General features: G+C 68.0%; 6 protein-coding genes and 1 pseudogene. 3 read left to right on the top strand and 4 right to left on the bottom strand.

The annotated features are described in order from the left end of the window. Both VD972_RS08890 and VD972_RS08885 read left to right on the top strand, forming a co-directional pair. A partial coding sequence (locus tag VD972_RS08890; RefSeq protein WP_324983800.1) for an alpha-2-macroglobulin family protein occupies window positions 1–2,328 on the top strand: 2,328 nt, incomplete at its 5' end. A 64-nt stretch (window positions 2,329–2,392) separates the two neighbouring features. Then, window positions 2,393–4,723 (top strand): penicillin-binding protein 1C, encoded by a 2,331-nt coding sequence (locus VD972_RS08885; RefSeq protein ID WP_324983797.1) that lies wholly within the window; start codon window positions 2,393–2,395, stop codon window positions 4,721–4,723. A 133-nt stretch (window positions 4,724–4,856) separates the two neighbouring features. Here VD972_RS08885 and VD972_RS08880 read toward each other — a convergent pair whose 3' ends face one another. Next, window positions 4,857–6,197, bottom strand: coding sequence for a hypothetical protein (locus tag VD972_RS08880; protein ID WP_324983793.1), 1,341 nt, complete (start codon window positions 6,195–6,197; stop codon window positions 4,857–4,859). A 231-nt stretch (window positions 6,198–6,428) separates the two neighbouring features. Between VD972_RS08880 and VD972_RS08875 the strand changes: the two genes are divergently transcribed. Continuing rightward, complete coding sequence (locus VD972_RS08875) at window positions 6,429–9,809, top strand: protein kinase domain-containing protein (protein ID WP_324983790.1); 3,381 nt, start codon at window positions 6,429–6,431, stop codon at window positions 9,807–9,809. On the opposite strand, the gene VD972_RS08870 is transcribed toward VD972_RS08875, so the two are convergent. From VD972_RS08870 to VD972_RS08860, 3 genes and pseudogenes are all read right to left on the bottom strand, one after another. After that, window positions 9,757–10,050 (bottom strand): hypothetical protein, encoded by a 294-nt coding sequence (locus tag VD972_RS08870; RefSeq protein ID WP_324983785.1) that lies wholly within the window; start codon window positions 10,048–10,050, stop codon window positions 9,757–9,759. The two genes, VD972_RS08875 and VD972_RS08870, sit on opposite strands and share 53 nt — an antisense overlap. Window positions 10,051–10,132: 82 nt before the next feature. After that, on the bottom strand, window positions 10,133–12,238 hold the full coding sequence (locus VD972_RS08865) for a M12 family metallo-peptidase (protein WP_324983782.1): 2,106 nt from the start codon (window positions 12,236–12,238) through the stop codon (window positions 10,133–10,135). 205 nt (window positions 12,239–12,443) lie between these two features. Continuing rightward, window positions 12,444–12,909, bottom strand: a pseudogene (locus VD972_RS08860) (sigma-54-dependent Fis family transcriptional regulator); the annotation flags it as partial.

The raw sequence follows: 12,909 nt of genomic DNA, 5'->3' as shown, positions 1-12,909 counted from the left end.
CTCGTGGACGAGGCGGTGCTCTCGCTGGCGCCGGAAGGGCCGCTGGACCCGCTGAGCGCCTTCGTCACCCGGAACGCCCGGGGCACCACGCTGCGAGACACGCGCAACAGCATCCTCGGCAAGCTGTTCGATCAGGAGTCCCCGGGTGGTGATGGCGACGAGGAAGAGGCCAACGCCATGAGCGGCAAGTGCATCGTGCGGAAGAACTTCCAGACGGTGCCCTTCTACCAGGCGACCGTGATGGTCCCCGCTTCAGGCCGGCTCACCGTGGAGGTGCCTCTCTCGGACGATCTGACCAACTTCCGAGTGCGCGCGGTGGCGGCCTCGGGAGGCCAGCGGTTCGGCTTCAAGCAGCAGACGCTCAAGGTGCGGCTCCCGGTGCTCGTGCAGCCGCAGCTCCCACGCTTCGTCCGCCAGGGCGATCGGTTCTGGGGCGGCGCGGTGGGGCGCGTGGTCGAGGGCAGCGGTGGGCCGGGCGCAGTGAGCATCCAGCTCTCCGGGCCGGTGGACGCCAGGCCCTTCAACCAGGCGGTGGAGCTGCACCTCAACAAGGCGATGTCGTTCGTCACCCCCATCCAGGTGAAGGACGCGGACGTGTCGAAGCCGCACGCGCTCACCGTGCGCGTGGATGTGGAGCGCAAGGCGGACAAGGCGGGGGATGCGTTCGAGGTGCAGATCCCCGTTCTCCCGGATCGGGTGGCGGAGCAGTTCGCGTACTTCGACACGCTGAAGGCCGGGAAGACGGCGCTGAAGCCCATCCCTGAGCCGGCCCGTCCGGGCACGGCGTCTCAGGAGGTGGTCGCCACGTCGATCCCCGGCGTGCTCGAGCTCTTCGCGGGCGTGGAGTACCTCGCGGCGTATCCGCACGGCTGCCTCGAGCAGAAGCTGTCGAAGCTCTACCCGGACGTGGTGCAGAGCGTGCTCTTCCGGCAGATCGGGATGGAGACGGCGTTCACGAAGCAGCTCGGCGTTCACGTGAAGCGGCTCCAGGAGGAGATGGCCACCTACCAGGATCCAAGCGGCCTGTTCGCATTCTGGCCGGGAGGCCCTGGTGACGTGCAGGTGACCGCGCAGGCGGTGGAGTTCCTCCAGTCCGCGAAGCGTGCGGGCCTCCCTGTGGACGCGAAGCTCCTGGATCGCGCCGCCGAGGCGCTCAAGCGCGTGCTGCGCAGCGACTACGCGGGCCTGCTCCCCGACTGGCGCTTCAACCAGCGGGTCTCCGCGCTCCGGGCGCTCGCGTGGACCGGCTCCCTGGATGAGCACTACCTCGTCGAGCTGTTCCACCAGCGCCAACATATGGATTCGATGGCCATGGCGGACCTGGCCAGCGCCATGTCGCTTCAGCCGAAGGTCTACCGCACCAACCTCGACGCGCTGAAGACCGAGCTGTGGGATCGGGTGATCATCAAGCTCAGCCGTGGCAAGCAGGTCTTCGAAGGCATCAAGAACGCGCGCTCCTACTGGGGCTATGGCTACCTCACGTCGGAGCCATCCACGGTCGCCACCGTCTTCGAGGCGCTGCTTCGCCTGGATCCGGCCGACCCCCGGCACGATCTGGTGCGCGACGCGCTCCTCTCCTATGCGAACGCCACGCAGGGCTTCCAGAGCACCCACGAGAACCGGCGCGCGATCGCCGCCCTGGCGCTCTACCTGGAGCGCGCGAAGCCCAACGTGCCCAGCTCCACCCTGGCGCTCTCCTCGGGCAAGACGCTCACCGTGAACGGCGAGACCAAGACGGCCAAGGCCACCGTCGCTTCGGACAAGTCGCTGGAGGCGACGGTGACTGGCGGGCCGGTGGGCGTGCGCGTCGCATACCAGTACGTGCCCTCCACGCCGGGTGACAAGGTGGCATCCACCCAGCAGGGCTTCCTCGTCTCTCGCAGCGCGACGCACCTGCACGCGGACGGCTCCGACCAGACGCGCTTCCAGGACAAGGCCGGGCAGGCGCAGGTGCTGAAGGTGGGAGACATCCTCGAGATCCACGCACAGCTCGTGAACGACCAGTCGCGGGGGCACGTCGCGTTCGTGGTGCCGTTCGCCGCGGGGCTGGAGCCGCTCAACCCAGCGCTCGAGAACGCCGGCTCGGACGCTCGGCCCTCACAGCAGGACTCAATCTCGCCGGCCTACGTGCAGCGGCTGGATCACGAGGTCCGCTACTACTTCCTGCAGCTCCCCTCCGGGACGCACACGTTCCACTTCCGTGTGCGGGCAGCAACGGAGGGCTCGTTCGTCCACCCCGCGCCGTATGCCGAGCAGATGTACCGCCAGGAGGTGCGCGGCCGGGGCGAGGGCCTGCGCATCACGGTCCAGGGTGCCAATGAGCGCTAGGCGCACAGCGGGGGCGGCCCTTCGGCGCCTCATTCCTGGGCTCCGGTCGAAGCGGACGTGGGCGGTGCTCACGGCGCTGCTGGCCGGCGCCGCGGTGCTGTACGCCCACACCCTGGATGACACGCTTCACTCCATCGAGCCTTCCCGGCTCATCCTCGACCGCCGGGGCCGGTACCTGGGAGAGGTTTCCGCGGGCAATGGGGAGCTCGGCTACTGGCCACTGCCCTATGTGATGCCCGAGCGCGTGGTCGCGGCGACGCTCGTCACCGAGGACCAGCACTTCCACGATCACCCCGGCGTCTACCTGCCGTCCGTCGGGCGCGCGCTCCTGCAGAACGTGAGGAACGGCCGAGTCATCTCGGGCGCGTCCACCCTCGCGATGCAGGTAGCGCGCATGCAGGATCCGGGGGAACGTACGCTGGCGCGGAAGATCTCCGAGGCCTTGGAGGCGCTGCTGCTCATCCACGAGCACGGGCACGAGCAGGTGCTCCGCCAGTACCTGACGCTCGCGCCCTACGGAAACCGGGCGCACGGCGTGGTCCGCGCCGCGCGGCTGTACTTCGACAAGCCGGTGGAGGATCTCTCGTGGGCCCAGGCCGCCTTCCTCGCCGGGCTGCCGCAGATGCCGGGCCGCATGAACCCGCATACGCCCCATGGCCTGAAGCGCGCGCAGAATCGCAGCCACCGCATCCTCCGAGCGCTCCGGAACCAGGGCCTGCTGTCGGCGGTGGAGCTCCATCAGGCGCTCAACGCGGAGCTGGGACTCGTGCCCAGGCCGACTCGCCAGCCTGATGCGATGCATGCGGTGCTGGAGTGGAGCGCGCAGGCGAAGCGGCGGCACGGCCCCATCTCGGTGGCGACGCTCGATCTCGAGATCCAGGAGAAGGCGGCGTCCATCCTCGAGGACAACCTGCGGCGGATCGAGAAGTCGGGAGCGGGCAACTCCTCTGCGCTGGTGGTGGACACTGTCACGGGAGACATCCTCGCGTGGGTCGGCTCGCGGGACTTCTTCTCCGAGGAGCACAAGGGCGCCATCGACTTCGTGCGCACGCGGCGCTCTCCAGGCTCGGCGCTCAAGCCGTTCCTCTACGCGCTCGGGCTGGAGAAGGGGGCCTTCACCGCCGCCTCGGAGCTCCCCGACACGCAGATGGAGGTGCGCAGCGATGCCATCGGCGCGTACCTGCCCGAGAACATCAACCACACCTTCATGGGCCCCATGCTGCTGCGCGAAGCGCTGGCCAACTCGCGCAACATCCCCGCGCTCCGGGTGCTGTCGGAGGTGGGGGTGGAGCCCGCGCTCCGCTTCTTCCAGAGCGCGGGTGTCGAGAACATTGGTTGGGAGCCGGACCGGTACGGCCTGGGGCTCGCGGTCGGGAACCTGCCCGTGACGCTGGAGGAGCTCGCGCGGCTGTACGGCATCCTCGCTCGCGAGGGCGAGAGCCTTTCTCTCCGCCGCTTCGTGGATGAGCCCCAGGTCGCCCCGCGGCGACTGCTCCACCGCGAGACGGCGCAGCTCGTCCGGCACATGATCGCCGATCCGCAGGCGCGCCGGCCCATGTTCGCGGTGGGTGGGCCGCTCGACTTCCCTTATGCCGTCGCGGTGAAGACCGGGACGAGCCACGGCTACCGCGACGCCTGGACGGTGGCGTTCAGCGATCGGCTGCTCGTGGCGGTCTGGGTCGGCAACCATGACTGGCGGCGCATGCGGGGCGTGGGAGGCTCGAACGGCGCGGCAGCCGCGGCGCACCGGATCATGGATGGGGTGATGGCAGGGCACCGCCCCTGGCAGCCGATCCTCGACGTCTTCCCCGCGCCGGATCGCGCGGTGCCCGTGGATGTCTGTCCCTTGTCGGGCCGGCTCGCGGGGGCGGACTGCCCTCACCGCAAGAGCGAGTGGTTCTCCCCAGGCAGCGCGCCCACGGAGAGCTGTCCCTTCCATACCCAGGTGAAGCTGGACCGACGCAACGGCCTCCGAGCGGGGCCGACGTGCCCGGAGTCCGAGGTCATCACCCGCATGATGCTGGACCTGCCAGACATCTACACCCAGTGGGCGCGGAGCCAGCACCTCGATATCGCGCCGCGGCAGGAGAGCACGCTCTGCCCGAGCACTGAAGAGAGCATGACGCCGAAGGTTGCCATCCGGGAGCCTCGCGGCACGGTGAGGCTGCTCTTCGATCCGGACACGCCCGCTTCCGCCTCCACGTTGCGCCTGGAGGCGGAAGTGACGCCCAGCACCGAGCCCATCGTTTGGCTCGTGGATGGGGTGCCGGTCGCCACCGTCTTCTACCCCCACGAGTACCGGTGGAGCGTGACGCCGGGCCGGCACGTCATCACCGCGGCCATGTCTCGGCATGCGGAGGTGAGCCCGCCGCTCACCGTGGTCGTCGAAGACTGAGCCCTGCTCTAGTCACCCCGGCCTCCTGGGAGAGGCCAGGCAACTCACTATACAGACAGCGCCCGCTCACGGAGAGCAGACACCCTCGGGCCCTGGGACATGGGGGAGGCGTCCCAGGGCCCGAGGGCCGGGCTCAGGGGATGCCCGTGAGGGTCCAGACGGCCTGCTTGTTGGCGAGCAGCTCGTCAACGCTCGCCATGCCGCAGAAGCCGTTCGCGCCGCCGTCCCACAGGTGCCGGCTCGGGAACTCAGCCTGACCGTTGCCGCTCATGATCAGGCACTCCTCGGTCCCGTTCCGCGACGCGTTGGTGATGACGTACTTGCTGTTGCCCAGGGGCTGCAGCGTCCAGGCGGCCTGAGCGGTGTTGGCCAGCTCGGCCAGGCTCGGCGTGCCGCAGTAGCCATTCGCGCCGCCTCCCCACAGGTACCGGCTCGGGAACTCAGACTGGCCGTTGCCACCCATGATCAGGCACTCCTCGGTCCCGTTCCGCGACGCGTTGGTGATGGCGTACTTGCCATTGCCCAGAGGCTTCAGCGTCCAGGCGGCCTGCTTGTTGGCGACCACCTCGGCCGCGTTCGCCAGGCCGCAGGAGCCGTTCGCGCCGACGTCCCAGTTGTACCGGCTCGGGAACTCAGACTGGCCGTTGCCACCCATGATCAGGCACTCCTCGGTCCCGTTCCGCGACGCGTTGGTGATGATGTACTGGGAGGGGGTATGGCGAACGTGCACCCTCCAGACGGCCTGCTTGTTGGCGAGCAGTTCGGCCGCGCTCGACAGGCCGCAGAAGCCGTTCTGGCCGCTGCCCCACAGGTGCCGGCTGGGAGAGGTGTCCTGGCCGTTGCCGCTCATGATCAGGCACTCCTCGGTCCCGTTCCGCGACGCGTTGGTGATGGTGTACTTGTTGTCTCCCAGGGGATTCAGGGTCCAGACGGCCTGCTTGTTGGCGAGCAGCTCGGCCACGCTCGCCATGCCGCAGAAGCCGTTCGGGCCGCTACCCCACAGGTACCGGCTGGGATGGGTGGCCTGGCCGTTGCCGCTCATGATCAGGCACTCTTCGGTCCCGTTCTGCGACTTGTTGGTGATGACGTACTTGTTGCCTCCCAGGGAGATGAACCTCCAGATCGCCTGATGGTTGCTGATCACGTCGGCCGGGTTCGACATGCCACAGTGGCCGTTCGCGCCGACGTCCCAGTTGTACCGGCTCGGGAACTCAGACTGGCCGTTGCCGCCCATGATCAGGCACTCATCGGCCCCGTTCCGCGACGTGTTGTGGAGCGTCGCGGCGAAGGACAGCGGCAGCACATGCCCCTCCATCAGCGCGGCGGCCTGCTGGGTGGGGGCCTCGAGCGCCTCCGGGGGGAACTCGTCCTGGGCGGGCCCACAGGCGCCCGCGCCGAACAGGCCGAAGGCGCCCACCATCAGTCCGCGCGCCCAAGAACTCCTGGTTCCTCTCACTCCCTGCTGATTGCTCATGTCCATCCTCGTTTGTGTGGGGGGATCAGCGCGAATCCGACGGGGCGCTGACGGGGAGGGCTAGTGCACGCGTCATGCCCGCCGACTTTCACGAGGCAGAGGGGGGCTGGAGCCGCGTTTCGACATGTCGATTCCTGTCGATCGACTGTCGAATGCCCCCCAAACTGTCCGGGAGCAGGGTGGGCCTGAGCTCTCCAGCCCTGACCGCGGCGCATCCCCGGAGCGTTGTCCATGCACCTCGAGCACGAGGCAGAGCTGCGCATAGCCCTGACGGAGGGCCTGCTCTCCGAGGAGGAGGCGGCGGCCCTGCTCGAAGAGGCTCGCCGTCTGGAGCAGTCTCCCCTGGCGCTGCTGGCGGCGCGGCGCTCACTCTCGGAGGAGACGCTCGTCTCGCTGCGTCAGGCGGCGCGGGCCCTGGCTGTTCCCCAGGCCGAAGCGTCGGAGGGACTCTCCACCCTTTGGCGCTCCCCCGCACTGGCCCAGCACTCCCCGGGGACGCCCGTCTTTCCCGTCCCCGGCTGGGATCGCTACCAGGCGGTGCGCTTCCTGGGCCAGGGCGGCATGGGCCAGGTGTTCCTCGCCCATGATCTGCAGCTTCGCAGGCCCGTGGCCCTCAAGTTCGTCCGGGGCGACGACGCCGGGCTCGTCCAGCGGCTGCTCTCCGAGGCACGGGCCCAGGCCCGGGTGGACCACGAGCGTGTGTGCCAGGTGTACGAGGTGGGCGAAGCCCAGGGGCGCTCCTTCATCGCCATGCAGTTCGTGGAGGGGCTGCCGCTCCTCCAACTCGTGGGCCAGCTCTCCGTGGAGCAGAAGGCGCTCGTGCTGCGCGACGCCGCCGAGGGCGTCCATGCCGCCCATCGCGCGGGCCTCATCCACCGCGATCTCAAGCCCTCCAACATCCTCGTGGAGCGCACCGAGGACGGGCGGCTCAAGCCCTTCGTCATGGACTTTGGCCTGGCGCGCGACTGGAGGGAGGACGGCGCCACGGCGACCGGCTCGGTGCTGGGCACCCCGCAGTACATGGCCCCCGAGCAGGCCCGAGGCGAGGTGGCCCGGCTGGACCGGCGCGCCGACGTGTACAGCCTGGGTGCCACCCTCTACCACCTGCTGACGGGACAGCCCCCCATCACCGGCAACAACGCCCTGGAGGTGCTCAACAACATTGCCTCCCTGGAGCCCCGAGCCCCCCGCGCCGTGGATCCCTCCATCCCGGCCGACCTGGAGGCCATCGTCCTCAAGTGCCTGGAGAAGGAGCGCTCCGCGCGCTACGACTCGGCGCGCGCCCTGGCCGAGGACCTGGACCGCTTCCTCGCCGGCGAGCCCGTGCAGGCCCGGCCCACCGGCCTGGGGTACCGGCTGCGCAAGCAGGTCCGCAAGCACTGGCTCCTGGTGAGCATCGCCACCGTGGCACTGCTGTCCGTGACGCTGGCCCTCGGCTGGGCCGCGTACACCCGCCGCGAAGCCGATCAGCGCGAGCGCCTGGCGCGCCAGTTCACCGAGCGGGTGGAGCACATCGAGGCCCTGGCCCGCTACTCGGGCCTCTTGCGGCTGCATGACACCCGCGCCGACCGGGAAGTGCTTCGCGCACGCATGGGCGAGCTCGAGGCCGAGATCCGCCAGGCCGGCGAGCTGGCGGTGGGGCCTGGGCACTACGCGCTGGGGCGCGGGGCCCTGGCTCTGGGGGATAACGCCTCCGCCCTTCAGCACCTGGAGGCGGCCTGGCAGAGCGGCTTCCGCGAGCCCCGCGTGGCCTGGGCCCTGGCGCTCGTCATGGGGCACTTGTATCAGGACCAGCTCCGTGAGGCCGAGCGCCTGCGCAACGCAGCGCTCCGCGAGGCCCGTACGCGAGAGCTCCAGCGCCGCTACCGCGACCCCGCCCTGTCCTGGCTGCGCCAGAGCGAGGGCGCCAACGTCCCCTCACCCGAGTACGTGGCCGCGCTGCTCGCCTTCTACGAGGACCGGTTCGATGAGGCGCTGGCCCACCTGGATGCCATGAAGGAGCCGCTCCCCTGGTTCCACGAGGCGCCCCTGCTCCGAGGCGACATCCTTCAGACCCGCGCCACCCGCCGCTGGAACCAGGGCGATCGGCCGGGCGCGCTGGCCGACTTCGAAGCCGGCCGCCGTGCCTATGCTGCCGCCGCCGCCATCGCCGAGAGCGTGCCCGGGATCCACGTGTCCCTGGGGGAGCTCGAGTACGCCGTGGTGCTCATGGAGCTGTATGGCCAGGGCGAGCTTCTCCCGCCCTTTACCCGAAGCCAGGAGGCCGTGTCCCGTGCGCTCCAAGCCGCCCCGGACTCCGCCGAGGCCCAGCTGCTGGAGGCGCGCCTCTACCGCCGGTTCGCGGAGGACCGCGTGAACCACGGCGCGGACGCGGAGGAGCCTCTCCGGAAGGCCGTCGCGGCCGCGCAAGCGACGCTCAGCCTGGCACCCGAGTGGTCCCGGGCCCGGCTGGAGCTGGGGCGGTGCTTCTGGCTCTGGGGGCAGGCCCGCCAGCAGCGCAACCAGGATCCGCGCGAGCAGCTGCGCCAGGCCGTCGAGCACTTCGAGCAGATCCGCCCGGAGGACCGGGACTACGAGTACGCCACTTATCTCGGGCTCATCTTCGGGATCTGGGCCGACTACGAAAAGAACGTGGGGGTGGACCCGGTGCCCCACCTGGGGAAGGCGGTGGAGGCCTACCTCACCGCCACCCAGCTCGACGAGCACCTGCCGGATGCCTGGATCAACCTGGGCAGCACCTACTTCACGCGGGCCTCTCTGCCCAGCAACCCGGAGGCCAAGGCAGACCTGGAGCGGGCCCTGGGAGCGCTCGACAAGGCGCGCACGCTCAACCCCCAGCACGTCGTCCCCTATTCCATTACCGCCCAGGTCCACAAGCTGGCAGCCCAGCGGCACCGCGCCCGCGGTGAGGATGCCCGGCCGGCTCTGGCTCGCGCCCTGGAGTTCTACCGGCAGGGGCTCGCCATCAACCCCCGGCTTCCGCAGATCCTCAACGGCGCGGGCCTCACCTTGATCGAGCAGGCCAAGGAGGCATGGGCTCGAAGCGGCGATCCATTTCCCCTGCTCCAGGAGGCGCAGGCCACCTTCGAGCAGGCCATTGCCGCGGCCCCGGAGCACGGCTTCGGCTATCACAATGTCAGCGAGGCGCTCCTCCAGCGCGCCGTATATGAGCGGGCCCGAGGCGTCCTCCCTGGCCCGAGCCTGCGTGCCGCCATGGCGGCCTCCCAGAAGGCCCTGGAGCGGATCCCGGACTTCTCCCAGCCATGGACCAACCTGGGAAGGGCGCACGTGCTGCTGGCCGCCTCCGAGTTCGACCAGCAGCGCGACCCTCGTCCCAGCCTCACCCGAGCCTCAGAGGCGCTGCAGAAGGCCCTGGCGCGCAACGCCAGCGAGGCAGAACCCTGGCAGTGGCTCGGGGAGACACGGGCACTCCAGGCCCGCTGGCAGGCCCGGCAGGGGAAGGGCCGGAGCGAGGACTTCGAGCAAGCCGCGAGCGCCTTCGAGAAGGCGCTCGCGCTGGCCCCCCAGCGGCAGGAGGCCCAAGCCGCCTTCAACCACTTCAAGCAGGAGTGGGAGGATTGGCAGGCTTCTGTGCACCCGGCGAAACGCTGATCTTGCCCTCCATCCCATCCGGGGAGGGCCGGGGCTTCTTGGGGGTCTTGGCCTTCTTGGGGGTCTTGGCCTTCTGGGGAGCCTTGCGCGAGGCCTTCTGGACGGCCTTACGCCGGGCTTTCTGGGCGGCCTGACGCGAGGCCTTCTGGACGGCCTGACGCGAGGCCTTCTGGACGGCCTTACGCCGGGCCTTCTGGGCGGCCTTAAGGGGGGGCTTGCTGGCAGCCTTTCGCTGAGCCATGACGGTGTTCCTTTCGTGAAGAGGTTTCGCTTGGAGCCTTCGGCTCGAGGCGCAGTGAGTCTAAGCAACAGGCGTGCCTGGCTCAGGGGATGGGCGTGATGGTCCAGACGGCTTGCTTGTTGGCGAGCAGCTCTGCCGCGCTCGACAGGCCGCAGAAGCCGTTCGCCCCACCGCCCCAGAGGTACCTCCTGGGGTGGGTCTCCTTGCCGTTGCCGCTCATGATCAGGCACTCCTCGGTCCCGTTCCGCGACGCGTTGGTGAGGATGTACTTGTGGTCTCCCAGGGGCTTCGCCGTCCAGACGGCCTGCTTGTTGGCGAGCAGCTCTGCCGCGCTCGACAGGCCGCAGAAGCCGTTCTGCCCGGCGTCCCAGAGATGCCGGCTGGGGTGGACGGCCTGGCCGTTGCCGCTCATGATCAGGCACTCCTCAGTCCCGTTCCGCGACGCGTTGGTGAAGACGTACTTGTTGTCTCCCAGGGGAATCACCGTCCAGACAGCTTGCTTGTTGGCGAGCAGCTCGGCATGGCTCCCCAGGCCGCAGAACCCGTTCGCCTTGCCGCCCCAGAGGTGCCGGCTGGGATGGGTGGCATAGCCGTTGCCGCCCATGATCAGGCACTCCTCGGTCCCGTTCCGCGACGCGTTGGTGAGGATGTATTTGTTGTTGCTCTGGGGGCGGCCAGAGGATCCATATGACGTGTAATAAAGAATATCCGTTGAGGCCGTAGGGGAACCCTCATTAGAGGTTGCGCGCCAGTAATCCGCAGCGAGAAACCGGTTCTCGTTCAATTCGCGGGCATTGTCCGCGGCACCTTCCGCGCCTTCCTCTACCCCGGTCTTCTCTCCAAGCCAGCGATGGTCCGGACTTGACCAGATGGGCTGGCGGACGCAGGGCGCCTCATTCGTCACGGATGAACATGCATAAGACATGACGCACCGGAACTTGCGGCTTGGGGGGATATAGCCAAAGTTGTAGGCACGGGCGGACGGATTGGCTTCGGCTTCGCGGTTATGCTGTGCCCCCAAGTTGTGGCCAACCTCGTGAGCAAAGGAGAAGTTCGCCAAGCCACACTGTGCATTCACAACACTGAATGCATACTGGCCGAACGACTTGCTGGGTCTCTCCATGACATAGCCAAGGCCACACGATGTCGCCGTGACGGCGTCGGGCTTCTCCGCGATCCAGAGGCTCACCAGGTGTGCATTGTATTTTTTCTTCAGCGCAAAGACGTTCTCGAGACCGCCATCCGCGTCGCTCAGTGAGGTGAGCGCCTCTGAGAACAGATCTTTAGAGGCCATCTCATTATAGTCGACCTGCTGAATGGCGGCGATGCTCAAGGAAATCTTGATGTCACTGTTCTTGAACGACTGGTTTGCCACCTCCGCGGCGAGCCGGATCTCATCCTGGATGGTCTTTGTGGCAAGCGCTTGGGACGCGGGGCCTTCGATGACGCTCTTTGCATTTTGCGTGTACAGGACGAGCACGTCGAGCTGCGCCACCTCATCGCTTGAATGCTGCGGGGCCTTGGTACCGGAAGGACCATGCTTCTTCTTGGCATCCGGACTCGACGCTGGATCACTGGCACTGGGTGGTGGTGCGTCCTCGGATTTCCGTGGGGGCAGCTGCTCCTCTTTCGCCCCATCTTCGGTAGCTCTCTCTTCCTTCGCCCCATCTTCTTGCGGTGCAGGCGCTGGCGAGCGTTCGTCAGGGAAGACCTGAGGCGGCAACCTCAGGATGACATGCTTTCCACGGGGGGATTTTCCAGGGGCGGTGATTTGGGGTGAGATCTGAAACGTGCGCCCCTTGGCGTCGCGCACGTTGCCAACCAGCGAGGCCGTGTTTTTCCGCAAGAGGACGACCGTGCTGCCAGGTTGATCGTCAATCGTCCCTACCCAAGAGCACCCATCCTGCGAGCAGGATTGCTGCAATGAAATGTTGAACTTGGCATCGCCGAAGAGCTCCAGATACACCCACTGCTGGCTCTCGCCGGGGCTGACCGGTTTCTCGGGTACGATGTTTGCGTCAAGTTGGACGGGCCTTGACGTTTGTGCGGAGGGGTTGGAATCGGACGCTGGCAGAGGTGTGAGGACGAGCTTGCGGTAGTTTTTGGGGCGCTCCGCTGCCGTGACATGGAAGGATGCGAAGAGCAACACCACCGCGAAGCCCGTGCCCATCTTCTGCATCGTCATCATCCAGGATCTCCTAAATATCCGACTATTCTAGTCTAGGGGTAGCTGGACGTACAGGCTGGCCCTCAGCACTCTCGTGAAGGCGGATTGCACGGGTCATGCCTGATGGGTTCCACGAGCGGGAGGTGGGCTTGAGCCGCGCTTCGACATGTCGATTTCTGTCGAGCGACGGTCGAAGGCCGTGGCTCGGCCCTCGGTGACGCCTGGCTCACCCCCCCTTCGCGCCGAGGCCCAGCTCCTTCACCCGGCGCTGGAGCGCTTTCTTGGAGACCTCGAGGCGCCGCGACATGGCATCCACGTCCCCTTGGCACTCCTGGTAGCAGCGGGTGATCTCCTCCGCGCTCAGCTTGCCGGCGATGCGGATGTTCGGGTGGCGCTCGATCAAGTCATAGATGGAGGGCCGTGGGATGCCGAGCTGGTCCGCTGTCGGCTTCAGGTCCCATTCGCACTCCCGGAGGGCGGCCAGCAGCTCCTCCGAGGAAATGTCGGAGGGCTTGCGACGCTTCACCTCGGGCGCTGGCGGCGGGGTGGGCGGAGGAGTGACGACCTCAGGACGTGAGGCAGGAGGAGAGGACAGCTCCTGCTCGAACTGCGAGTCGAGCCGCAGTTGGGGCTGGCCCCGGCTGCCGATCACCAACTGCCGCGTCACGTTGCGCAGCTGCCGGATGTTGCCC

This window comes from Hyalangium sp. (assembly GCF_035629615.1).
In the GTDB taxonomy this organism is placed as follows: Bacteria; Myxococcota; Myxococcia; order Myxococcales; family Myxococcaceae; genus Hyalangium.
Note: the sequence above shows the minus strand (reverse complement) of the source record. Positions and strands in the feature narration are given on the sequence as shown.